At 70.2% G+C, this 24527-nt stretch carries 18 protein-coding genes; 11 read left to right on the forward strand and 7 right to left on the reverse strand.

Annotation, left to right across the window (positions count from 1 at the left end; genetic code table 11):
• The first annotated feature begins 119 nt into the window (after nt 1-119).
• Nucleotides 120-3095 carry a bifunctional [glutamine synthetase] adenylyltransferase/[glutamine synthetase]-adenylyl-L-tyrosine phosphorylase gene (locus tag EFK10_RS37705; RefSeq protein ID WP_127360155.1) on the forward strand — a complete coding sequence of 992 codons (2976 nt, stop codon included), beginning with the start codon at nt 120-122 and terminating at the stop codon, nt 3093-3095.
• Nucleotides 3096-3107: 12 nt separating this feature from the next.
• Here the strand turns inward: EFK10_RS37705 and EFK10_RS37710 are convergent, their stop codons facing one another.
• From EFK10_RS37710 to EFK10_RS37720, 3 genes are read right to left on the reverse strand one after another with little or no spacing between them, the layout of a single operon-like run.
• The gene (locus EFK10_RS37710; RefSeq protein ID WP_127360156.1) at nt 3108-3947 is read right to left on the reverse strand and encodes a phosphatase PAP2 family protein; all 840 of its coding nucleotides are present in this window, start codon (nt 3945-3947) and stop codon (nt 3108-3110) included.
• A gap of 36 nt (nt 3948-3983) precedes the next feature.
• Nucleotides 3984-5084: a LacI family DNA-binding transcriptional regulator gene (locus EFK10_RS37715; RefSeq protein WP_265737588.1), complete on the reverse strand. Its 1101-nt coding sequence runs from the start codon at nt 5082-5084 to the stop codon at nt 3984-3986.
• A 25-nt stretch (nt 5085-5109) separates the two neighbouring features.
• Nucleotides 5110-6780 (reverse strand): glycoside hydrolase family 13 protein, encoded by a 1671-nt coding sequence (locus EFK10_RS37720; protein ID WP_127360158.1) that lies wholly within the window; start codon nt 6778-6780, stop codon nt 5110-5112.
• A 316-nt stretch (nt 6781-7096) separates the two neighbouring features.
• Here EFK10_RS37720 and EFK10_RS37725 point away from each other — a divergent pair, with 316 nt between their 5' ends.
• The 7 genes from EFK10_RS37725 (at nt 7097) to EFK10_RS37755 (ending at nt 19720) form a co-directional block, all read left to right on the forward strand.
• On the forward strand, nt 7097-8368 hold the full coding sequence (locus tag EFK10_RS37725) for an extracellular solute-binding protein (RefSeq protein WP_127360159.1): 1272 nt from the start codon (nt 7097-7099) through the stop codon (nt 8366-8368).
• A gap of 78 nt (nt 8369-8446) precedes the next feature.
• Nucleotides 8447-9451: a carbohydrate ABC transporter permease gene (locus EFK10_RS37730; protein WP_127360160.1), complete on the forward strand. Its 1005-nt coding sequence runs from the start codon at nt 8447-8449 to the stop codon at nt 9449-9451.
• 19 nt (nt 9452-9470) lie between these two features.
• Nucleotides 9471-10397, forward strand: coding sequence for a sugar ABC transporter permease (locus EFK10_RS37735; protein ID WP_127360161.1), 927 nt, complete (start codon nt 9471-9473; stop codon nt 10395-10397).
• Between the two features lie 254 nt (nt 10398-10651).
• On the forward strand, nt 10652-12265 hold the full coding sequence (locus EFK10_RS37740; RefSeq protein WP_127360162.1) for a glycoside hydrolase family 13 protein: 1614 nt from the start codon (nt 10652-10654) through the stop codon (nt 12263-12265).
• A 23-nt stretch (nt 12266-12288) separates the two neighbouring features.
• Nucleotides 12289-13284 (forward strand): LacI family DNA-binding transcriptional regulator, encoded by a 996-nt coding sequence (locus tag EFK10_RS37745; RefSeq protein WP_127360163.1) that lies wholly within the window; start codon nt 12289-12291, stop codon nt 13282-13284.
• 660 nt (nt 13285-13944) lie between these two features.
• Nucleotides 13945-19473 carry a pullulanase-type alpha-1,6-glucosidase gene (gene pulA, locus EFK10_RS37750; RefSeq protein ID WP_407647225.1) on the forward strand — a complete coding sequence of 1843 codons (5529 nt, stop codon included), beginning with the start codon at nt 13945-13947 and terminating at the stop codon, nt 19471-19473.
• A 97-nt stretch (nt 19474-19570) separates the two neighbouring features.
• A complete protein-coding gene (locus tag EFK10_RS37755; RefSeq protein ID WP_127360164.1) occupies nt 19571-19720 on the forward strand; it encodes a zinc-binding dehydrogenase in 150 nt (49 codons plus the stop codon).
• Nucleotides 19721-19782: 62 nt separating this feature from the next.
• Here EFK10_RS37755 and glnII read toward each other — a convergent pair whose 3' ends face one another.
• Nucleotides 19783-20802 (reverse strand): glutamine synthetase, encoded by a 1020-nt coding sequence (gene glnII / locus EFK10_RS37760; RefSeq protein WP_127360165.1) that lies wholly within the window; start codon nt 20800-20802, stop codon nt 19783-19785.
• A 182-nt stretch (nt 20803-20984) separates the two neighbouring features.
• On the opposite strand from glnII, the gene EFK10_RS37765 reads away from it, so the two are divergent.
• Genes EFK10_RS37765 through EFK10_RS37775 form a run of 3 tightly spaced genes read left to right on the forward strand, consistent with a single transcriptional unit; the run spans nt 20985 to nt 22629 of the window.
• Nucleotides 20985-21344 carry a 5-carboxymethyl-2-hydroxymuconate Delta-isomerase gene (locus EFK10_RS37765; protein ID WP_127360166.1) on the forward strand — a complete coding sequence of 120 codons (360 nt, stop codon included), beginning with the start codon at nt 20985-20987 and terminating at the stop codon, nt 21342-21344.
• 2 nt (nt 21345-21346) lie between these two features.
• Nucleotides 21347-22210, forward strand: coding sequence for a Gfo/Idh/MocA family protein (locus EFK10_RS37770; protein ID WP_127360167.1), 864 nt, complete (start codon nt 21347-21349; stop codon nt 22208-22210).
• Nucleotides 22211-22248: 38 nt separating this feature from the next.
• On the forward strand, nt 22249-22629 hold the full coding sequence (locus EFK10_RS37775) for a hypothetical protein (RefSeq protein ID WP_127360168.1): 381 nt from the start codon (nt 22249-22251) through the stop codon (nt 22627-22629).
• On the opposite strand, the gene mmpA is transcribed toward EFK10_RS37775, so the two are convergent.
• From mmpA to EFK10_RS37785, 3 genes are all read right to left on the reverse strand, one after another.
• Nucleotides 22596-22718, reverse strand: a complete 123-nt coding sequence (gene mmpA, locus EFK10_RS52370; RefSeq protein ID WP_265737589.1) for a morphogenic membrane protein MmpA — start codon at nt 22716-22718, stop codon at nt 22596-22598. The two genes, EFK10_RS37775 and mmpA, sit on opposite strands and share 34 nt — an antisense overlap.
• A gap of 112 nt (nt 22719-22830) precedes the next feature.
• Nucleotides 22831-23580, reverse strand: coding sequence for a hypothetical protein (locus EFK10_RS49030; protein WP_206305745.1), 750 nt, complete (start codon nt 23578-23580; stop codon nt 22831-22833).
• Between the two features lie 117 nt (nt 23581-23697).
• Nucleotides 23698-24498, reverse strand: coding sequence for a helix-turn-helix domain-containing protein (locus tag EFK10_RS37785; protein ID WP_127360192.1), 801 nt, complete (start codon nt 24496-24498; stop codon nt 23698-23700).
• Nucleotides 24499-24527: the final 29 nt, after the last annotated feature.

Below are 24527 nucleotides of genomic sequence, written 5' to 3' on the forward strand. Positions count from 1 at the left end.
TGTGTGCCACCGGCTGCGTGCTGTGGGCTGACCTCGGCCGGGCAGCAGCGGTTAGGCTCTGCACGGGCGAGTCAGGGACGATCGGCCCAGCTCGGAGGCAGAGAGGCGGTGGGGTCGGCGTGCCGGAAGGGCGACGGGACAGCAGGTTCGGACGGCTGCTGCGACACGGCTTCACGGACGCGGCGACGGCGGAACGGCTGCTGAACACCCCGGAGCTTTCGTCCGTACGGAGCGATTCGGTGCTCCTCGACGCCCTGGGCGCGACCGCCGACCCCGACGAGGCGCTGCTCGGCCTCGTACGGCTGGTGGAGGCCCTGGACCCGGGCGAGCGGCGGACCTTCCTGGACACCCTCACCTCCGCCAAGCCGCTGCGCGACCGGTTGCTCGGGGTGCTGGGCGCGTCGGCGGCCCTCGCCGACCACCTGGCGCGACACCCCCGCGACTGGCACGCCCTGGTGACGTACGAGTCGGCGGACCTGCATCCGGGGGTCGAGGACTTCGAACGGGTGCTCGGGGACGCGGCCGATCCGGACGCGCTGCGGGCCGCCTACCGGCGCTGCATGCTGGGCATCGCGGCACGGGATGTGTGCGGGACCAGCGACCTGGTGTGGACGGCGGCGGAGCTGGCCGACCTGGCCACGGCGACGCTGCGGACGGCGCTGGCCATAGCGGCCTCGGAGGCGCCGCACGACGCGGCGGCGTGCCGGCTGGCCGTGATCGGCATGGGCAAGTGCGGCGGCCACGAGCTCAACTACATCTCGGACGTGGACGTCATCTTCGTCGCCGAGCCCGCGGATCCCGCGGGCTGCGTTTCGGAGAGCGCCGCCCTGCAGGCCGCGACCCGGCTCGCCTCGCGGATGATGCGGATCTGCTCGGACACCACCGCCGAGGGCAGCATCTGGCAGGTCGACGCCAATCTGCGGCCCGAGGGCAAGAACGGCCCGCTGGTACGGACGCTCAGCAGCCACATCGCCTACTACCGGCGGTGGGCGAAGACCTGGGAGTTCCAGGCACTCCTCAAGGCCCGGCCGGTGGCCGGTGACGCGGCGCTGGGCAACGAGTACGTGGAGGCGCTGGCGCCGATGGTCTGGCAGGCCGCCGAGCGCGAGCACTTCGTCCAGGACGTGCAGCAGATGCGGCGCCGGGTGGTCGACAACATCCCGCCCGCGCGTGTCGAGCGCGAATTGAAGCTCGGCCCCGGCGGGCTGCGCGACGTCGAGTTCGCGGTGCAGCTGTTGCAGTTGGTGCACGGCAGGACCGACACCTCGCTGCGCAGCGGCACCACGCTGACCGCGCTGGGCCGGCTCGCGGAGGGCGGCTACGTCGGCCGGGCGGACGCGGCCTCGCTGGACGCGGCGTACCGCTTCCTTCGGTCCATGGAGCACCACATCCAGCTGCACAGGCTGCGCCGTACGCACCTCGTGCCCGATGACCCCGCCGACCTGCGGCGGCTCGGCCGCTCGCTGGGCTTCCGGGGTGACCCGGTCACCGAGCTGCGGAGGGAGTGGCGGCGGCACGCCGTCGAGGTGCGGCGGCTGCACGAGAAGCTCTTCTACCGGCCGCTGCTGGACGCCGTCGCCCAACTCGCGCCCGGCGAGGCGGGGCTCTCGGCGGCCGCGGCCAAGCATCGGCTGGAGGCCCTGGGTTACGCCGACCCCGCCGCCGCCCTGCGGCACCTGGAGGCGCTGGCCTCCGGCGTGAGCCGCAAGGCGGCCATCCAGCGCACCCTGCTGCCGGTCCTGCTGGGGTGGTTCGCCGACTCCGCCGACCCGGACGCCGGGCTGCTCGGCTTCCGCAGGGTGTCGGACGCGCTGGGGCGTACGCCCTGGTACCTGCGGCTGCTGCGGGACGAGGGCGCCGCGGCGGAGAACCTTGCCCGGGTCCTGTCCTCCGGCCGGCTCGCCCCCGACCTGCTGATGCGCGCCCCCGAGGCGGTCGCCCTGCTCGCCGACGACGAGGGCCTGCGCCCGCGCGGCCGCACCGCCCTCGACCAGGAGGTGCTGGCCGCCGTCCACCGGGCCGTCACTCCCGAGCAGGCGGTCGCGGCGGTACGCGGGGTGCGGCGGCGGGAGCTGTTCCGTACGGCGGCCGCCGACCTGATCGGCGTCCACCGCGACTACACCGACGCCGACGCGATGGGCGCCGCCCTGACCGACATCAATGCCGCCGCCATCACCGGCGCCCTGCAGGCGGCCGTCAACGCGGTCGAGGCGGAGACCGGCGAGCCACTGCCCACCCGGATCGCCGTCATCGGGATGGGCCGCTTCGGCGGTCACGAGCTGGGCTACGGCTCGGATGCGGACGTGCTCTTCGTGCACGACCCGTACAAGGGGGTGGACGAGGCCAAGGCTTCGCGGGCCGCCCTGAAGGTCGTCAACGAGCTGCGGCGGCTGCTGCAGATCCCGACCGCCGACCCGCCGCTTCTGGTGGACGCCGACCTGCGCCCCGAGGGTAAGAGCGGCCCGCTGGTGCGGACGCTGGCCTCGTACGAGGCGTACTACCGGCGCTGGTCACTGGTCTGGGAACGGCACGCGCTGCTCCGCGCCGAGCCGGTGGCCGGGGACGAGGAGTTGGCGGCGCGCTTCCTGAAGCTGATCCAGCCGCTGCGGTATCCCAGCGGCGGGCTCACCGAGGAGGAGGTGCGCGACATCCGGCGCCTCAAGGCCCGCATGGAGGCGGAGCGCCTGCCGCGCGGCGCCGACCCGACGACCCACGCCAAGCTCGGGCGGGGCGGCCTGAGCGACGTCGAGTGGACGGTGCAGTTGGTCCAGTTGCAGCACGCCGACCGCGAGCCGGGCCTGCGCACGACCCGTACGCGGGCCGCGCTCGCCGCCGCCCGGGCGGCCGGGCTGCTGGACGCCGAGGACGCCGAGGTCCTCGACACCGCCTGGGTGCTGGCCACCCGGGTCCGCAACGCCGTGATGCTGGTCCGGGGCCGGCCCGGCGACACCTTCCCCTCCGACGGGCGTGAGCTCGCGGCGGTCGGGCGCTACCTGGGCTATGGGCCCGGCCGCGTCGGCGAGATGCTCGACGACTACCGCCGGGTCACCCGGCGCGCCCGGGGCGTCGTGGAGGCCCGCTTCTACGGAGCGTGATAAGGAAGACCCTCAGCCCCCGGCCGGTACCGGCACGCGGCTCGGGAGGCGGTAGGCGAAGCCGCCGTACACCGCCCAGGAGACGGCGAAGCCGACGCTCAGGCAGAGGGCGCCGCCGAAGGCGTCCAGCCAGAAGTGGTTGGCGGTGGAGACGATGACGAGCAGGGTGACGACCGGGTAGAGCAGGCCGAGCACCTTGACCCAGAGGGTACCGGCGAGCATCGCGATGGTGATGCCGCACCACAGGGACCAGCCGATGTGCATGGAGGGCATGGCGGCGTACTGGTTGGAGACATGGGCCAGGTCGCCGGAGGCCATGGAGCCCCAGGTGTGGTGGACCTTGACCGTGTCGACGAAGCCGCCGTCCATGAGCCGGGGCGGGGCGAGCGGGAAGCAGTAGTAGCCGACCAGGGCGATGCCGGTGGTGACGAAGAGGACGAGCCGCGTGGAGGCGTAACGCCCGGGGTGCTTGCGGAAGAGCCAGACCAGGACGCTCAGGGTGACGATGAAGTGCAGGGTGGCGTAGTAGTAGTTCATTCCGATGATCAGCCAGGGCACCGAGTTCGCGGCGTGGTTGATGCCGTGCTCGATGGCCAGATTGAGGGAGCGTTCGAAGTTCCAGACCTGGTCGGCGTGGTGCAGCGCGTCTTCCTTCTGCTCGGGCACGGCGTTGCGTACCAGCGAGTAGAGCCGGTAGCTGACCGCGATCAGCAGCATCTCGAACCAGAGACGGGGTCGCCGGGGTGCCCTGAAGCGTTGCATGAGAGTGCGGGTGCCCTCCGTACGGCCCTCGTACTCGGACTGGCGCAGAGGTGTCCGGTCTCTTACGATCTTCGTCGTCGTTTCCCCCATGGGGCGATAGTCTGCCATGCACCCGCGGGGCCTCGATCAACCCCCGGTAGGATTCTGTGCATCCCTTGTATGTCTGGCGGATACCTGCTGGACGGGCAGCGCCATGGCCTGCGCGGACTGCCCGCCGGGCCCGGAAGCGGTGGAGCCGCGAACCACCAGCTCGGGCAGGAAGACGAACTCGCTGTGCGGGGCCGGGGTGCCGCCGATCTCCTCCAGCAGGGCCCGGACGGCCGCTTGGCCCATCGCGGTGACCGGCTGGCGGATGGTGGTGAGCGGCGGATCGGTGAAGGCGATGAGCGGTGAGTCGTCGAAGCCGACGACCGAAACATCACCCGGTACGGTGAGGCCGTGCTGCCGTGCTGCCCGGATCGCGCCGAGGGCCATCATGTCGGAGGCGGTGACTATCGCCGTGCAGCCCGCGTCCAGCAGGGCCGAGGCGGCGGCCTGGCCGCCCTCGAGGGTGAAGAGCGAGTGCTGGATGAGCTGTTCGGCCTCTGCGGGCGGCAGGCCGAGGACGTCCTCCATGGAGCGTACGAAGCCCTGGATCTTGCGCAGCACCGGGACGTAGCGCTTCGGGCCGACCGCGAGCCCGATCCGCTCGTGGCCGAGTGCCGCCAGATGGGTGACGGCGAGCCGCATCGCGCCCCGGTCGTCGGGGGAGATGAAGGGGGCCTTGACCTTGTCGGTGAAGCCGTTGATGAGGGCGAAGGGCACGCCCTGGCCGTGCAGCCGCTCGTAGCGCTCCATGTCGGCGGTGGAGTCGGCGTGCAGACCGGAGACAAAGATGATGCCGGCGACGCCGCGCTCGACGAGCATCTCGACGAGTTCGTCCTCGGTCGAGCCGCCCGGGGTCTGGGTTGCGAGCACCGGCGTGTAGCCCTGCCGGGTCAGGGCCTGCCCGATCACCTGCGCGAATGCGGGGAAGATCGGGTTTTCCAGCTCGGGCGTGATCAGGCCGACCAGACCTTCGCTGCGCTGCCGCAGCCGCACCGGCCGTTCGTAGCCGAGCAGGTCGAGCGAGGTCAGCACGGACTGACGGGTGGCGGCGGACACTCCGGGCTTGCCGTTGAGCACACGGCTGACCGTCGCCTCGCTGACCCCCGCCTGTGCTGCGATGTCGGCAAGCCTGGCGGTCACAGGACTGGACCTTACCGGTCGCATCTCAGACCGCCCACCAGACACAGGAATCCGCTGGAACACGGACCATTTCACCCTCGACGGCCACCGGCTCCGAGGCGAGCACCGGCCGCCCCGGCACCGGCAGTTCGACCGCGTGGCCGAGCAGGTTGACCGTACAGACGAAGCCCGGCCGGGCGAAGGACAGGACGCCCTCCGGGCTGTCCAGCCAGCTCAGCGAGCCGTCGCCGAGCCCCGGCAGCTCCCGGCGCAGCCGCAGCGCGGCCCGGTACAGCTCCAGCGTGGACGCTGGGTTGCCCGTCTCCACCTCGACCGAGAGATCCTTCCACTCCGGCGGCTGCGGCAGCCAGCTGTCGCCCGGGCCGAAGCCGTAGGGAGGCCGGTCCCCGGACCACGGCAGCGGCACCCTGCAGCCGTCGCGCAGGCCCTCCTGGCCGTTGTCGCGGAAGAAGGACGGGTCCTGGCGCACCTCGTCCGGCAGGTCGGTGACCTCGGGCAGTCCGAGTTCCTCGCCCTGGTAGAGGTACGTGGAGCCAGGCAGCGCCAGCATCAGCAGCGCCGCCGCCCGGGCCCGGCGCAGGCCGCGTTCGCCGCCGCCGTAGCGGGTCGGGTGGCGTACGACGTCGTGGTTGGACAACACCCAGGTGGCGGGGGCGCCGACCGGGGCCATGGCCCTGAGGGTCTCGTCGATGACGGCGCGCAGCCCGGCGGCGTCCCAGCCGGCCATGACGTACTCGAAGTTGAAGGCCTGGTGCAGCTCGTCGGGGCGCAGGTAGCGGGCGCTGCGCTCCAGGGTGGGCGTCCAGGCCTCGGCGACGGCGATCCTCCCCCAGCCTCCGGCCGGGGGGACCCCCACGCCGGGGTACTCGTCGAGGATCCGCCGCCAGTCGCGGTAGATCTCGTGGACGCCGTCCTGGTCGAAGAACGGCAACTCCTGGGTGTTGAGCAGGCCCATCTCCTCGTTGCGGCCGATGTCGGGCAGGCCGGCAGCCTTGACCAGGCCGTGGGCGACGTCGACGCGGAAGCCGTCGATGCCGAGGTCGAGCCAGAAGCGCAGGATGGAGCGGAACTCGTCGCGGACGGCGGGGTGCTCCCAGTTGAAGTCGGGCTGCTCGGGGGCGAAGAGGTGCAGGTACCACTCCTCCTGCGCGCCGTCCGGGTCGGTCACACGGGTCCAGGCGGGGCCGCCGAAGAGCGAGTTCCAGTCGTTGGGCGGGAGTTCGCCGTGCGCGCCCTTGCCGGGGCGGAAGTGGAAGCGCTCGCGCAGCGGGGAGCCGGGGCCCTCGCGCAGTGCCTGCTTGAACCATTCGTGCTGGTCGGAGCAGTGGTTGGGGACCAGGTCCACGATCACCCGCAGGCCCAGCGCGTGGGCGTCGCGCACCAGGTCGTCGGCGTCTGTCAGGGTGCCGAACATCGGGTCGACGGCGCGGTAGTCGGCCACGTCGTAGCCGCCGTCGGCTTGCGGGGAGGCGTAGAAGGGGGTCAGCCAGACGGCGTCGACGCCGAGACCCTTCAGATACGGCAACCGGGCCCGGGCACCCGGCAGATCGCCGATGCCGTCGCCGTTGCCATCGGCGAAGGAGCGCACGTACACCTGGTAGATGACAGCGCTCCGCCACCACCCGGCGCCGCCGGTGCCCTCGCCGGGTCGGCCGGCCGAGCGGTCGTGGACGTCGGGGGCGAGCTCCTGGGTCATAGGGGTCCCTCGTGAGTCGGGCCTGGCGGAAGCAGTCCGTGAGCGAGTGAAGCAATGCGTTTCAGGAATTTGCGGAAGGATACGCAATAGCTTGCAGCAGGGGGAGCGTGCCACGTCAAGTCTTCCGACGGCAACCGTGAGGACACGCGGATGTAACGATCAGAAGATCTTGCAAGTCTTTGCAGCAAGGTCTTTCATCGGCCTTACATCCCTGTTACTTTCACCGACAGCCCGACGGCCGCAAAGGTGCAGTCGGCAGGGGGGAGGCGTCATCGCATCCCTGACCATCACGGGCTTTCACCTCAAGGAGAACCTCATGCGGCGTGGCATAGCGGCCACAGCGCTGGTGGCGTCCGTCGCCCTCGCGGCGACGGCGTGCGGCGGCAGTGGCAGCGGTGACAAGGCAAGCGGCCCCGTCACCATCACCTGGTGGGACACGTCGAACTCCACCAACGAGGCCCCGACGTACAAGGCCTTGGTCAACGAGTTCAACAAGGCGAACCCGTCCATCAAGGTCAAGTACGTCAACGTCCCCTTCGACTCGGCGCAGAACAAGTTCGACACCGCCGCAGGCAGCAAGGGCGCCCCCGACGTGCTGCGCTCCGAGGTGGGCTGGACCCCCGCCTTCGCCAAGAAGGGCTACTTCCTGGCCCTGGACGGCACCGCCGCGCTCGCCGACAAGAGCAAGTTCCAGGCCAGCCTCGTCACGCAGGCCCAGTACGACGGCAAGACGTACGGTGTGCCGCTGGTCACCGACACCCTCGCCCTGGTCTACAACAAGGCCCTCTTCAAGAAGGCCGGCATCACCGCCGCCCCCAAGACCTGGGACGAGCTGAAGGCCGACGCCAAGCTCGTCAACCAGAAGGCCAAGGTCGACGGCTTCTGGCTGAACACCGCCGCCTACTACGCGCAGCCGTTCCTGTACGGCGAGGGTGTCGACATGGTGGACACCGCCAGCAAGAAGATCACCATCAACGGTGCCGCCGCCAAGAAGGGTCTCGCGACCTGGCAGAGCATGTTCTCCGGCACCGGCCTGCACAAGGCCGACATCACCGCCGACGCTTACGCCCACATTGAGGACGCCTTCGTCAACGGCAAGGTCGCCTCGATCATCCAGGGCCCGTGGGAGATCACCAACTTCTACAAGGGCTCGGCCTTCTCGGACAAGAGCAACCTCGGCATCGCCGTCCTCCCGGCCGGCTCCTCCGGCTCGGCCGGCGCCCCCACCGGTGGTCACAACCTCGCGGTCTACGCGGGCTCGGACAGCGCCCATCAGCAGGCCTCGATCAAGTTCGTCACATGGATGACCTCAGCGAAGACCCAGACGCAGATCGCGCTGAAGAACGCCACCCTGCCGACCCGCTCGGACGCCTACACCGCCGCGGTCACCGCCGACCCGGGTGTCGCCGGCTTCCAGTCGGTGCTGCCCTCCGCCCAACCGCGTCCCGCGCTGCCCGAGTACAGCTCGCTGTGGGGCCCCCTCGGCACCGAGCTGACCAAGGTCGCCGGCGGCAAGGAGAGCCTGGACAGCGGCCTCAGCAACGCCGACACGGCCATGGCCAAGCTCCTCCCCGACTACAGCAAGTGATGTGAGCGGCCGCCGGTCCCGCCCCCACCGGGAGGACCGGCGGCCGGCCCGTTGTCGAATCCGAGAAGGTGTCCCACGATGACAGTCGCCGTCGAGGGCGGCGCGGCTGCAAAGAGCCGCGGTGCCCAGGGGCCGCGTAACGGCCCGTTCGAGCGTCTCAGGCGCTCCTACCAGAAGCACTGGTACGCGTACGTGATGATCGCCCCGGTGGTCGTCGTGCTCGGCGTGCTGGTCGGGTACCCACTCATCCAGGGCCTCTACCTGACGCTCACCGACGCCAACAGCCTCAACTCGTCACGCACCATCGGCGTCAACCACATCGACGCCACCTACCACTTCATCGGCTTCGGCAACTACGCCGACATCCTGTGGGGCCCCACCTCCTGGGACCGCTTCTGGTCGCACTTCATCTGGACCATCTTCTGGACCTTCGCCTGCGTGGTCCTGCACTACACCCTGGGCCTGGCCCTCGCCCTGCTGCTCAACGAGAAGCTGCGAGGCCGCACCTTCTACCGGATGATGCTGATTCTGCCCTGGGCGGTGCCGACCTTCGTCACCGTTTTCTCCTGGCGGATCATGCTCAGCGACTCCGGGGTGATCAACTCCGTACTCGGCGGTCTCCATCTGCCACAGCCGCAATGGCTGGAGGACACCACCTTTCAGCGCACGGCCGCGATCATGGTCAACACCTGGTGCGGTGTCCCCTTCATGATCGTCTCGCTGCTCGGCGGCCTCCAATCCATCCCGGGCGAGCTGTACGAAGCCGCCGAGATGGACGGCGCCAACGCCTGGCAGCGCTTCCGCAACGTCACGCTGCCCGGACTGCGCTCGGTCAGCAGCACCGTGGTCCTGCTCGGCGTCATCTGGACCTTCAACCAGTTCGCCATCATCTACCTGCTGTTCGGCTCCAACGCGCCCGACGTGCAGATCCTGGTGACCTGGGCCTACTACCTCGGCTTCGGACAGCAGCCACGCGACTTCGCCCAGTCCGCCGCGTACGGCGTTCTGCTGCTGGCCATCCTGATCGTCTTCACCTCCTTCTACCGACGCTGGCTGGCCCGCAATGAGCAGCTCGCCGGCTGAAAAGGAAGGGACCACCACCATGAGCACCACCACCGAGATCACCGCCCCCGGCGCCGCCGAGCCCGCCCCCGCCGCCGGTTCCGGGCGATCCGGCCGACCGGGCCGGGTGCGGCGCCGCGGAGAGCGCAGCCGTACGGCCACGGCCCTGACGCACGGCGCGCTGATCACCGCCAGCCTCGTCGCGGTCTTCCCGATCGCCTGGCTGATCTTCCTGTCGCTCGGCCCGGACAAGGACGACTACCTGCACCCAGGCCGGATCCTCGGCAAGTGGGGCTTCGACAACTACTCGTTCGTCCTGCAGCACACCAGCTTCTTCACCTGGTTCGGCAACACCTGCCTCGTGGCCTTCGCCACCAGCGTGATCGGCGTCGGCATCGCCGCGACCACCGGCTACGCGGTGTCCCGGATGCGCTTCCCCGGCTACCGGAAGTTCATGTGGGTCCTGCTGGTCACCCAGATGTTCCCGATCGCGGTGCTGATCGTCCCGATGTACACGATCCTCGGCGATCTCGGCCTGATCGACACCTACGGCGGCCTCGTCCTGGTCTACTGCACCACCGCCGTGCCGTACTGCGCCTGGCTGCTCAAGGGGTACTTCGACACCATCCCCTTCGAGATCGACGAAGCCGGCCGCGTCGACGGCCTCAGCCCCCTCGGCACCTTCTGGCGCCTCATCCTCCCCCTGGCCCGCCCCGGCCTGGCCGTTGCGGCCTTCTACACCTGCCTCACAGCGTGGGGCGAGGTCGCCTTCGCCAACACCTTCATGCTCGACGACCAGAAGTACACGCTTGCGGTGGGCCTGAGCAGCTTCATCAGCGAGCACGACTCGCAGTGGAACTACATGGCGGCGACGGCTGTGCTCATCGCTATCCCGGTCAGTCTTGTCTTCTACGTCGTCCAGAAGCACTTGGTCACCGGTCTCACCGCCGGCGCGGCGAAGTCCTGACGCCGGGGGTTCCCCCACCCCGCCCCTTCCCGAAACCGGGCTCTCCCCCAAACCTTCGTTTGGGTGGGGGTCCTCCCCCAACCTGGCGGCTGGGGGGGTCCCCCCGGCCGAAGGCTGGGGGAGTGCCCCCACCGGCCGAAGGCTGGGGGAGAGTGCCCCCAGGTCCTCAAACGCCGGACGGGCTGATTTTGCCGGCCACGGCCCGCAGGCCGTTCACGAACCGCACCCCCACGCACCCGCGAACCAAGGACGTCATGACCCAGCACCTGGACCTCGACCAGGCCCTGACAGAAGCCGAGCCCACCGACACCGGTTGGTGGCGGGACGCCGTTATCTACCAGGTGTATCCACGCAGCTTCGCCGACGGCAACGGCGATGGCATGGGCGACATCCCCGGCATACGGGAGCGCCTGCCGTACCTGAGGGACCTCGGGGTGGACGCCGTATGGCTGAGCCCGTTCTACGCCTCGCCGCAGGCGGACGCGGGCTACGACGTCGCCGACTACCGAGCGATCGACCCGATGTTCGGGACGCTGCATGACGCGGACGGCCTGATCCGTGACGCTCACCGGCTCGGCCTGCGTGTCATCGTGGACCTGGTCCCCAACCACTCCTCCGACCAGCACGAGTGGTTCAAGCGGGCACTGCGCGAGGGCCCCGGCTCGGCGTTGCGGTCCCGGTATCACTTCCTGCCGGGCAAGGGCGAGAACGGCGAACTCCCCCCGAATGACTGGGAGTCCGTCTTCGGTGGGCCGGCGTGGACGCGGGCGGAGGACGGGGAGTGGTTCCTGCACCTGTTCGCGCCCGAGCAGCCGGACTTCAACTGGGAGCATGCCGCCGTCCGCGACGAGTTCCGCTCGATTCTGCGCTTCTGGCTGGACATGGGCGTGGACGGGTTCCGGATCGATGTCGCCCATGGCCTGGTGAAGGCCGAGGGGTTGCCCGACATCGGCGACCATGAGCAGCTGAAGCTGCTTGGCAACGATGTCCTGCCCTTCTTCGACCAGGACGGGGTGCACGAGATCTACCGTTCGTGGCGGCTGATCCTGGAGGAGTACGACGGTGAGCGCATCGGCGTCGCCGAGGCGTGGACGCCCACCGTCGACCGCACCGCGAACTACCTGCGGCCGGACGAGCTGCACCAGGCGTTCAACTTCCAGTATCTGAGCACTGGTTGGGACGCGGTGGCGCTGCGGGAAGTCATCGACCTGTCGCTGGACGCGATGCGGCCGGTCGGCGCGCCGACGACGTGGGTGCTGTCCAACCACGACGTCGTACGGCACCTCACCCGCCTCGGCGGCGGGGTGCGGCGGGCGAGGGCGGCCTCGCTGCTGATGCTGGCGCTGCCCGGCTCCGCGTACATCTACCAGGGCGAGGAGCTGGGCCTGCCGGAGGTCACCGGGCTGCCGGACGAGGTCCGCCAGGACCCGGCGTTCTTCCGGGCCGCGGGGCAGGACGGGTTCCGGGACGGGTGCCGGGTGCCGATGCCGTGGACGGCGGAGGGGACGTCGTACGGATTCGGGGCGGGCGGGAGCTGGCTGCCGCAGCCGGCGGAGTGGGAGCTGCTCAGCGTCGAGGCACAGAGCGGCGACCCGGACTCCACGCTGGAGCTGTACCGCAGCGCGCTGGCCGTGCGTCGCGCCCACGCCGGGCTCGGCGCCGGAACGGCGGTGGAGTGGACCGAGGCCCCGGCGGGGGTGCTGGCCTTCCGCCGGCCCGGCGGCTTCGCGTGCACGGTGAACACCACGGGCGAGCCGGTGACGATCCAGGCCCCCGGCAGGGTGCTGCTGGCCAGTGCGCCGGTCGAGGTGGAGCCGGAAGGCGTCATCGCACTTCCGGCCGACACGACCGTTTGGTGGGCTGTGTGACCTCGCTCGCATAAAGTCGGGCCGTGAACACAGCGCGACTTGCGGACATCGCGGCACAGGCAGGGGTCAGTGAGGCCACCGCCAGCCGCGTCATGAACGGGAAGCCCGGAGTCGCCGCCGCCACCCGGCAGAAGGTGCTGGCGGCGCTCGACGTCCTCGGCTACGAGCGGCCACTGCGGCTGCGGCAGCGCAGCGCCGGGCAGATCGGGCTGATCACCCCTGAGCTGAGCAACCCGATCTTCCCGGCCTTCGCACAGGTCATCGAGCAGAATCTGACCGGCTGCGGCTACACGGCCGTGCTCTGCACCCAGCATCCCGGGGGCGCCACCGAGGACGAGCTGGTGGAGGCGCTGGCCGAGCGCGGCGTCATGGGCATCGTCTTCCTGTCCGGACTGCACGCCGACCTGAACTCCGACCCCGAGCGCTACGCCAAGCTTGTCGGCCGGGGCGTTCCGTACGTCCTGATAAACGGATACAACCCGGCCGTCGCCGGGCCCTTCGTGTCACCGGACGACCGGGCCTCGGCCCGGATGGCCGTGCAGCATCTCGTCGACCTCGGCCATGAGCGGATCGGGCTCGCCGTCGGGCCGAATCGTTTCGTGCCGGTGCGGCGCAAGGTGGAGGGCTTCATGGCGGCGCTGGGGGAGGGGGCGCTGGTGCAGCACACCCTCTTCTCGGTCGAGGGCGGCCACGCGGCGGCCGGCGCGCTGCTCGACAAGGGCTGCACCGGCGTCGTCTGCGGCAGCGACCTGATGGCCCTGGGCGCTGTACGGGCGGCGCGCGAGCGCGGGTTGACGGTGCCGGGCGACGTCTCGGTGGTGGGCTACGACGACTCGCCGCTGGTCGCGTTCACCGACCCGCCGCTCACCACGATCCGGCAGCCGGTCGAGGCGATGGGCGCGGCCGCGGTCAACGCGCTGCTGGAGGAGATCGGCGGAAACCCGGTGCAGCGCGCCGAGTTCGTCTTCCAGACCGAGCTGGTCGTACGCGGTTCCACCGCCCAGGCGCGCCCGCGCTGAACGGTGGTTGGTCGAGGCCTGGCCCGGGGCCTGCCCCAGGGTGGGGCGGGCGGGGTGGTGATGTCGACCCCGGGCCCTGCCTCGGTCTTGGGAACCGGGCCGATCGGCCGGGCGCGTGGGACCTGCGCAGTGAACCCCCGTACTCCGCGCGGACCCCCGGCCGATCGGACCGGGCTGGAGAGGAACGTAACAGCGATGCAAGCCCTTGCGAAAGCCCTCGGTTAGAAACTTTCTGCAAGATCATGCAAGGATTCCTTTACTTCCAGGTGTCGCTGGTCGTGTATCCCGACGAGGTGCCGGTGCTGTACGAGCGGTTGCTCCCGGACTCCCAGGTCACGTTCCCGTTGGCGTCACGTGGGTGGCGGAAGCGCCGGCCAAAGCGCTTGTGCGGTAGTTGAGGGGCGCCCTGTGTGTCTCCGCAGCCCGGCGCACCTGTCCCTGAATTCGGGGCCGGGATCCGATCCCTGGAAATCTTTGCGACATCTTGCTGTAAGGCCTGCGTAAGCGATACCGTCCGGCTCACAGTCCGGCACCGACGCCGGACGGCACCCGGCTCATGCGCGTGGGTACCGGGCGCGAGCGTCACTGGCGGTGGGGCCTGGCTCCGGGACCGCCAGCGGCACAACCGTCCGCACACGGATTCCGCAAGGAGATCGCCCCGTGGCCCAGCAGCCCTGGCTGTCTGTGTTCGCTGCGCGCGCCCGGCGCGCGCGCGGCAGACGCATCACCGTAGCCGTCGCCCTGGCGGCACTCGCCGCCGCCTTCGTGCAGCCCGTCGCCGCCCACGCGGCCACCCCGCCGGCCCCGCCGTTCGACAGGACGCTGGTCACGCAGGCCGCCGCCCGCAACGACCTGACCCGCGAGCAGTTCTACTTCGTCATGCCGGACCGTTTCGCCAACGGCGACACGTCCAACGACAAGGGCGGCCTCACCGGCACCCGGCTCACCACCGGCTACGACCCCACCGACAAGGGCTTCTACCAGGGCGGCGACCTCAAGGGCCTGACAAAGCGGCTGGACTACATCAAGGGCCTCGGCACCACCTCCATATGGATGGCGCCGATCTTCAAGAACAAGGCCGTCCAGGGGACCGGTGATGGGGGCACTCCCCACTCCGCCGGCTACCACGGCTACTGGATCACCGACTTCACCCAGGTCGACCCGCACTTCGGCACCAACGCCGATCTGAAGAACCTGATCTCCAAGGCCCACGCCAAGGGCATGAAGGTCTTCTTCGACGTCATCACCAACCACACCGCCGACGTCGTGGACTACGAGCAGCAGTCCTACGGCTACCTCTCCAAGGGCGCCTTCCCGTACCTGACCAAGGACGGCGTGCCCTTCAACGACTCGGACTACGCGGACGGGACGAAGGCCTTCCCGGCCGTGGACACCGGCTCCTTCCCGTACACCCCGACGGTCACCTCCCGGAGCAAGGTCCCGTCCTGGCTCAACGACCCGACCATGTACCACAACCGGGGCAACTCCACCTTCGCCGGCGAGAGCGCCGACCAGGGCGACTTCTCCGGCCTCGACGATCTGTGGACCGAGCGCCCCGAGGTCGTCAAGGGCATGGAGAAGATCTACGAGAAGTGGGTCAGGGACTTCGACATCGACGGCTTCCGGATCGACACCGTCAAGCACGTCGACATGGCCTTCTGGACCCAGTGGGCCACCGCCCTGGACACGTACGCGGCCCGGCACGGCCGCAAGAACTTCTTCCAGTTCGGCGAGGTGTACTCCTCCGACACATCCGTCACTTCGCCCTACGTCACCCAGGGCAAGCTCGACGCGACCCTCGACTTCCCCTTCCAGGAAGCCGCCCGCGAATACGTCTCGCAGGGCGCCTCGGCGGCCAAGCTGTCGAGTGTCTTCGCCGACGACTACAAGTACACGTCCGGCAAGTCCAACGCCTATGAGCAGGTCACCTTCCTCGGCAACCACGACATGGGCCGCATCGGGTACTTCCTCAAGACCGACAACCCCGGCGCCACCGACGCCGAGCTGGTCCAGAAGGACAAGCTCGCCAACGAGCTGATGTTCCTCAGCCGGGGCAACCCCGTCGTCTACTACGGCGACGAGCAGGGCTTCACCGGCTCCGGCGGCGACAAGGACGCCCGCCAGACCATGTTCGGGTCGAAGGTCGCCGACTACCTCGACGACGACGAGCTCGGCACCGACCGCACCGCCGCCTCCGACGCGTACGACACGAGCGCGACGCTCTACCGCTCCATCGCCGACCTGGCCAAGCTGCGCAAGCAGAACCCCGCCCTCACTGACGGCGTCCAGGTCGAGCGTTACGCGGCCGACGGGGCCGGCGTCTACGCCTTCTCGCGCACCCTCGCCTCGGACGGCGTGGAGTACGTCGTCGCCGTCAACAACGCGACGACCGCCAAGAGCGTGGACCTGTCCACGTACTCGTCCGGAGTGACCTTCAAGGAGATCTACGGCGGCTCGGGCGACGTCACCTCCGGCGCCGACAAGAAGATCACCGTCGACGTCCCGGCCATGTCCGCCGTGGTCTACAAAGCGACGAAGCGCCTTGCCGACGCGAACGGAACTCCCGCCATCACCCTCACCGCCCCCGACGCGGGCGCCACCGGCACCGTCACTGTCTCCGCCGGCATCGACGCCCCGGCGCTGAGCCGCGTCGTCTTCGCCGCCCAGGTCGGCAACGGCGACTGGCAGGTCCTCGGCTCCGCCGACCACGCCCCGTACAAGGTGACGCAGAGCATCGGCGCCGATGTCGCACCCGGAACGGCCGTCCGCTACAAGGCTGTTGTCGTCGACACCGGCGGCCGTACGGCAAGCGCCCTCGCACAGACGACCAGCGGCACCCCGGCCGCCCCGGCGACCCCGACCGCCACCCAGCGGGACTACGCGATCGTCCACTACAAGCGCACCGACGGTGACTACACCGACTGGCGGCTCTACACCTGGGGCGACATCGCCGACGGCGAGTCCACCACCTGGCCCGAGGGCCACAACTTCATCGGCCGCGACGCGTACGGCGCCTTCGCCTACGTCAAACTCAAGGAGGGCGCGAGCAACGTCGGCTTCCTCGTCATCGACAAGGACGGCAACAAGGACGTCTCCGCCGACCGCACCATCGACGTCAGCCAGACCGGCGAGGTCTGGGTCTCGCAGGGCAACGCGGACGTCCTGACGAAGGCCCCCGCCGGCGCCTACCCCGCCCTGGGGGCACCTCCCAGCCGCCAGGCTGGGGGAGACACCACAAAGGCGGTCATCCACTACCACCGCGTCGACGGCGACTACTCCGGCTGGGGCCTGCACGTCTGGACCGGCGCCGCCACCCCCACCGACTGGTCCAGCCCCCTGGCCCCGGTGAAGACTGACGCCTATGGCGCGGTCTTCGAGGTACCCCTCACGGACGGGGCGACATCGCTCAGCTACATCATCCACAAGGGCGACGCCAAGGATCTCGACGCCGACCAGTCCCTGGACCTGTCGACGTACGGGCACGAGGTGTGGCTCCTGAACGGAACCCAGAAATACCTGCTGCCGTCCACCGCCGGCTCCTCTGCCGACCTCGACCTCTCCGCCGCCAAGGCCCAGTGGATCGACCGGAACACCGTCGCCTGGGACACCAGCACCACGGCAGCCGCCAGCTACCAGCTCGTCTACGCCCCCGACGGCGGCATCACGGTGAAGGACGGTGCCCTGTCCAGCGAGGGCCACTGGCTTCGCCTCCAGCCGGTATCCGGCGGTCTCACCGACGCCCAGAAGCAGCGGTTCCCGCAGCTCAAGAACTACGCCGCCTTCACCGTCGACCCGCGCGACCGCGACCGTATCGGCAACGCCCTGACCAGCCAGGTCATCGCCACCCAGCGGCTCGCCAACGGCGCCCTGCTCGCCGCCACCGGCGTCCAGACGCAAGGCGTTCTGGACGACCTCTACGCCGCCAAGGCCGGCAAGGCCTCACTCGGCCCGGTCTTCAGGGACGGCACGCCGACGCTCTCCGTCTGGGCGCCCACCGCCCAGTCCGTCGCCCTGGACCTGGGGGCACCTCCCAGAGGAAGCTCTGGGGGAGGCACGACGGTCGCCATGAAGCGGGACGCCGCCAGCGGCGTCTGGAGCGTCACCGGCAGGAAGTCCTGGACCGGCAAGCCCTACCGGTACGTGGTCAAGGTGTGGGCGCCCAGCACGCAGAAGGTCGTCACCAACAAGGTCACCGACCCCTACTCGGTCGCCCTCACCACCGACTCCAAGCGCAGCCTCGTCGTCGACCTGGACGCCAAGTCCCTTGCGCCCAGCGGCTGGTCGAGCCTCGCCAAACCCAAGGCCGTCTCCCTCAACAACGCCCAGATCCAGGAACTCCACATCCGCGACTTCTCCTCCGAGGACACCACCGTCCCGGCGGCGGACCGCGGTAAGTACACCGCCTTCACCGACACCGACTCGGCGGGCATGAAGCACCTGAAGGCGCTCGCCAAGTCCGGGGTCAGTTACGTCCACCTCCTCCCGGCCTTCGACTTCGCGACGGTCGCGGAGAACGCGGCGGATCAGGCGGTGCCGGACTGCGACCTCTCCTCGTACGCCGCCGACTCCGACAAGCAGCAGGAATGCGTCAGCGCGGTCGCGGCCAAGGACGCGTACAACTGGGGCTACGACCCACTCCACTACACCGTGCCGGAAGGCTCGTACAGCACCGACCCCGAGGGGACGAAGCGCACCGTCGAATTCCGCAGGATGGTGCAGAGCCTCAACACGGCAGGTCTGCGGGTCGTCATGGACGTGGTCTACAACCACACCGCCGCCTCGGGTGAGGACGACAACTCCGTCCTCGACCAGATCGTGCCCGGCTACTACCAGCGGCTGCTGGCCGACGGCTCGGTGGCCAACTCCACGTGCTGCAGTAATACGGCGACCGAGAACGCGATGATGGGCAACCTGGTCGTCGACTCCGTCGTCACCTGGGCCAAGGAGTACAAGGTCGACGGCTTCCGCTTCGACCTCATGGGCCACCAGCCCAAGGCGAACCTCCTCGCTGTGCGGAAGGCGCTGGACGCGCTGACGCTCAAGAAGGACGGCGTCGACGGCAAGAAGATCATCATGTACGGCGAGGGCTGGAACTTCGGCGAGGTCGCCGACGACGCCCGGTTTGTCCAGGCCACCCAGAAGAACATGGCCGGCACCGGCATCGCCACCTTCTCCGACCGCGCCCGCGACGCCGTCCGCGGCGGCGGCCCCTTCGACTCCGACCCCGGCGTCCAGGGCTTCGCCTCCGGCCTCTACACCGACCCCAACACCTCGACGTCCAACGGCACCGAGGCCGAGCAGAAGTCCCGCCTCCTCCACTACCAGGACCTCATCAAGGTGGGCCTGACCGGCAACCTGAAGGACTTCACGTTCACCGACTCCTCCGGCAAGGAGGTCAAGGGCTCCGAGGTCGACTACAACGGCACGGGCGCCGGCTACGCGGACGCCCCGGGCGATTCGGTGGCGTACGTGGACGCCCACGACAACGAGACCCTCTACGACGCCCTCGCCTACAAGCTCCCCTCCGGCACCTCGGCGGACGACCGCGCCCGCATGCAGGTGCTGGCCGAGGCGACGGCGGCGCTGTCCCAGGGACCGGCGCTGTACCAGGCCGGTTCCGACCTCCTGCGCTCCAAGTCCTTCGACCGCGACTCGTACGACTCCGGCGACTGGTTCAACGCCATCCACTGGGACTGCTCCACCGGCAACGGCTTCGGCCGCGGTCTGCCGCCGGCGACGGGCAACCAGTCCAAGTGGCCTTACGCCAAGCCCCTGCTGGGCATCACGTCCCTCAAGGCGGTCTGCGCGCAGATGGACTGGGCCACGGCGGCCTACCAGGATCTCCTCAAGATCCGCTCCACGGAGCCCGCCTTCGGCCTGACCACCACCTCGGCGGTCCAGGACCAGCTCTCCTTCCCGCTTTCGGGTCATGGGGGCACCTCCCAGACGAAGTCTGGGGGAGAGACTCCTGGCGTCATCACCATGAAGCTCGGCAAGCTCCTCGTCGTCTTCAACGCCACCCCCAAGTCCCAGGCGCAGACGGTTGCTTCACTGTCCGGCAAGCCCTACACCCTTCACCCCGTCCAGGCCTCCGGCTCCGACCCCGTCGTCAAGACGGCCTCGTACGACTCCGCCTCCGGCACCTTCACCGTCCCGGGTCGCACAGTGGCGGTCTACGTGCAGAAGTAACCGCCCGGCGAACACCGAAGGCCGGTCCGCTCCCGACGCATCGGGAGCGGACCGGCCTTCGGCCCTCATGGCGGACCCGTAGGTCCGTCGCCGTACCGTGCACTTCATCAGCACGGGGCTGCGCTCGGCCTCGCTCAAACCGGTGATCGACCGGGTCTACGAGGGCATCGAGCAGGTTGCCGACGTCCATCGCCGCATGGAGTCCAACGAGCAGTTCGGCAAGATCGTGGTGACCGTCCGGCACTGACGTACCGAGGGCGCCCGTCATGTCGACGGGCGCCCTCGGTACGAACAGAAGCGCGGAACGGATCAGACGAGGTCGGCCTCGACCAGCGCCGCGCCGCACGTGCCGACGATCAGACGGGTCACGACGTAGGGGTCGACGTTCGCGTTGGGACGCCGGTCCTCGATGTAGCCCTTCTTGTCGACCTCGACCTGCCACGGGATACGAACCGAGGCACCGCGGTTGGAGACGCCGTAGCTGTACTCGTTCCACGGGGCGGTCTCGTGGGCGCCGGTGAGGCGCTCCTCGACTCCGGTGCCGTAGTTCGTGATGTGCTCGAGCGGCTTGTCGCCCTTGCCGAGGGACTCGGCCGCGACGATGATCGCGTCGTAGTCCTCGCGCATCTTCTTGGTGGAGAAGTTGGTGTGCGCGCCCGCGCCGTTCCAGTCGCCCTTGGCCGGCTTGGCGTCCAGGGTCGCGGAGATGCCGAAGTCCTCGGCGGTGCGGTAGAGCAGCCAGCGCGCGACCCACAGCTGGTCGGAGACGTCGAGCGGGGAGAGCGGGCCGACCTGGAACTCCCACTGGCCGGGCATGACCTCGGCGTTGATGCCGGAGATGCCGAGGCCGGCAGCGAGGCAGTTGTCGAGGTGCTTCTCGACGACCGGGCGGCCGAAGATCTCGTCGGCGCCGACGCCGCAGTAGTAGCCGCCCTGCGGGGCCGGGTAGCCGCCGATCGGGAAGCCGAGGGGGCGCGAGCCCTCGAAGAAGGTGTACTCCTGCTCGATGCCGAACAGGGACTCCTGAGCCGCGTACTTCTCTGCGACCGGGCGGAGCAGCGCACGGGTGTTGGAGTCGTGCGGGGTGCCGTCGATGTTGAAGACCTCGCACATGACGAGGATGCTGTCGCCGCCGCGGATCGGGTCCTTGTAGGTGGCGACCGGCTTGAGCACGCGGTCCGAAGCGTGGCCCTCGGCCTGGTTGGTGCTGGAACCGTCGAAGCCCCAGGTGCCCGGCTCTTCGCCGTCGGCGATGATCTTGGTCTTCGAGCGGAGCTTGGCGGTCGGCTCGGTGCCGTCGATCCAGATGTACTCAGCCTTGTAGGGCACGGGCCTCATCCTTAACAAACGCGGGCTTTGCGGGTGCATTGGGCTATGCCGCAGCGTCACAACCTGCGATTTCTCAACCATTGCCCCGGTGTTAACCCACTGTGAACGAGTCTACGAATGTCTGGGAATGCGAGCCGGGTGGCCACAGGAGCCCCGGTAATCACCGGTAATAGGGTGGGGGTATGCCGCACATCACAGTGGACTACACCGAAACCCTCACCGAGGCGTTCGACCGGCAGGCCTTCGCCCTCGAACTGCACCCGCTCGTCGCCGACATCGCCACGACCAAGGTGGAGGCCTGCAAGACCCGCTTCCGCCGGGTCGACGAGGCGGTCATCGCCGACGGCGCCCCCGGACACGCCCTGATCCACATCGAGCTGGCACTGCTGGCCGGGCGCACTCCGGAGACCAAGTCCGAACTCACCGCCGCCGTCCTGGACCTGGCCCGCCGCCACACCGCCGCCACCCCCGGACTGAGCGTCTCGACCTCGGTCGACGTCTCCGACCTCGGCCCGGCGTACGTACGCCACACGGAGTCGTAATCATGCGCTTCGGACTTCTCGGCACCGGCCCCTGGGCCGACATCGCCCACGCGCCCGCACTCGCCGCACACCCCGACGCCGAGTTCACCGGCGTGTGGGGCCGCCGTCCCGAGGCCGCCGCCGCGCTCGCGGAGCGCCACGGCACGCGGGCGTACGAAGACGTCGATGCGCTGCTCGCCGACGTGGACGCCGTCGCCATCGCGCTGCCGCCCGACGTGCAGGCGGACCTCGCCGTACGGGCCGCTTCCGCCGGCCGCCACCTCCTGCTCGACAAGCCGCTCGCCACGACCGCCGACGCGGCGCGCAAGGTCGCCGATGCGGCGCGGGCGGCCGGGGTCGCGTCCGTCGTCTTCTTCACCCTGCGTTTCGAGGCCGAGTCCGCCGCCTGGATCGACGCCCGTGCGGCGGAGGACGGCTGGTTCACCGCCCGCGCCGACTGGCTCGGCTCGGTCTTCTCCGCCGGCGACAGCCCGTTCGCGGCCTCCCCCTGGCGCCGCGAGAAGGGCGCCCTGTGGGACGTCGGGCCGCATGCCCTGTCCGCCCTGCTGCCCGTCCTCGGCGACGTCACCGAACTGACCGCTGCCCCCGGCCCCGGCGACACCGTCCACCTCGTCCTCCGGCACACCGGCGGCGCCTCCAGCACCGCCACCCTCAGCCTCACCGCCCCGCCCGAGGCCGCCGGCGTCGCCGTCGAACTACGCGGTACAGCGGGCGTCTTCACCCTCCCCGGCCGTGGCGCCGGCCCCGTCGTGGCCTTCGGCAACGCCATCCACGCCCTCACCGAAGCCGCCCGCACCGGCCGCCCCCACCCCTGCGACGCCCACTTCGCCCTACGTGTCACGGAACTTCTGGCTTCCGCCGAATAGCTCTGGCGGCCGGGGGCGGAGGTGCCTATCGTCATGGTATGGCTGCGGATTGGTGGTCGATCGAGGTCCTGAACGCCCCCGGGACCCCGGCTGCCGGGTGGCGTGACGCGTATGCGCCCGCGCTCGTCGAATCGGCTGTGACGAACCGGGCGTTGGCGTGGGAATGGCACGGGTTCAGCTGGGGTGTGGTCTTCGAGCTGCGCTTCGCTACCGAGGAGCACTGGCAGGCGTGGCACGCCCGCCCCGGGACCCGGGCGGCTCTCGACGCCGTTCCGGACCCGGTCGCCGGGCTGCTCGTCCATCGCGGCCGGGGCGGCGCCTCGGCCGCGTACGTACCCCGTCGCCCGCGGCGCTCGCCGGGGGCCGAGGCTCTGGAGCTGCCGGTTCAGCCGGCCATGGACCACGCTGCGATGACGTAGACCATCCCGGCCAGCCAGGCCACCCCCACCGCGCCCGCCACCGCCAGGCCCGCGGCGACCGCGCGGTCGGTCCGTCGTATCTCGTTCATGCGGTGCAGCCTGCCGGGCGCGGCCGCCGAGCGCATGAGTGCGGATACTCAGATGTCGGCCGGGCCCACGGCGGTGCGGTTGTGCCGGTCACCGCCGTGGGCCCGTCCGCGGTCAGCCCTTGGTCGGGTGGTCCGCACTCGGCTTCGAGTCCTGCCCCGGTCCGTAGCCGGTGGCCGGCCTGGAATCCTGGCCGGGCCTGGAGGCCTGGCCGGGCCTGGAGGCCTGGCCGGGCCTGGAGGCCTGGCCGGGCCTGGAGTCCTGCCCAGGCCTGGAGGCCTGCCCAGGCCTGGAGTCCGGACCGGCTCCCGGCCTGTGCTGCTCGCCCGGCCTCTGCTGGTCGTGCGGTTGCGCGCCCGTGCCGATTGCCGGATGGGGGATCGACGTGATGTCCGAGATCCGCTTCGCGGCGAAGTCGGACTGCACGCTCAGGTAGCTGAACGTGCGCTGCGCGCCGCTGCCCCACGTGAGCCGTACGAGGCTCCACACGTGGCCCGCATCACTCTTGTCGTACTTGACCGCCCACGCGGTCGGCACGTTCTGCGCGCGCAGCACACCGTCCGCGTGGGAGCGATGCTCCCAGATCGCGAGGCGCTGTTGCAGCCTGCCGGTGAGGTAGTGCTTGCGCAGCTCCCCGGTGAGCCGGCTGCGGCTCGAGTCGTGGACGGCGTCGATGTACGCGCCGTAGAAGCTCGCCACCTGGTCGGTCGGCGAGCCCGTGATGCCGCTCCGGACGACGGCAGCCGGCCCCGGTCCCTGCGGCCCGGGCGGTGGCGCCTGCTGCGCGGCCGCTGGGATGGTGAAAGCCGCCACCAGAGCGGCGGCGGCGAGAAGAGTGCGGCGGACCGTGCGAGTGCTGGTCATGGCGATCGGTGCCCTTTCACGTGCCGGAATGAGCGAATTCACCCAGAAGGTGACGCCTTATCCTGTGCGATCCGATACGTCATGGCCGGTTGTACACGCGGCGAGTGCCCGACAGTCCTACGAAAGGCCCTGCCGCCCCGGCCCGGCGTAACGGGCGGGCGGGTCGCCGACCGCCGCTGTGAAGTCGCGGGTGAGGTGGGCCTGGTCCGCGTAGCCGAGGTCGGCGGCGAGGGCGGCCCAGTCGATGCCGACGCCCTGGTCGGCGCGGGCGGCGGCCTCGTGGAGCCGGGCCCTGCGCAGCACCCACTTCGGGCTCGCGCCGACGTACTCGGCGAAGATCCGCTGCAGGCGCCGTACCGACAGGCCGAGGTCGGCCGCGACCTGGTCGACGCGGAACGTGGAGGGCTCGGCGGTGATCCGCTCGACCATCAGCCCCACCTCGAGCGCGACCGGGTCGGGCCGGGCGGGCAGCCGGGGGAGCAGGAAGCTCTCGGCCAGGCCGGCCATCGCGGCGCCGTCCTGGCCGGTTCCGAGGACCGTGCGGCCGGTCACCTCGGCCTCGGGCCCGAACACCTCCGACGCGGGCACCCGCCGGTCCGCGAAGTCCGCGACGGGCCTGCCGGCGAAGGGCCGGAAGGCGCCCGGCCGGAACTTCACGCCGAGCACCTGGCCCACGCCTTCGAGGCGCCGTACGAACAGCCCCCGGTCGACGCCGTACACCAGCGGCACCGGCTCCTCGAAGACCAGGTGGACGTTCGGATGCGCCAGCACCTTCGTCTCGTACGGCGGCCTGCCGCGCAGATCCCAGCGGACGTGCCAGTAGAACTCCACGTAGGGCGCGGCCTCGGGCCCCGGCTCGTGCCGTACGAGGGTGCTGACCTGCGCCGTCTCGCCGGGGTGGAGCACGCCGCGGCCCATGTCGCGTTTGTTCAAGACCAGCCTCCGCC

The organism is Streptomyces soli (assembly GCF_003999195.1).
In the GTDB taxonomy this organism is placed as follows: domain Bacteria; phylum Actinomycetota; class Actinomycetes; order Streptomycetales; family Streptomycetaceae; genus Actinacidiphila; species Actinacidiphila soli.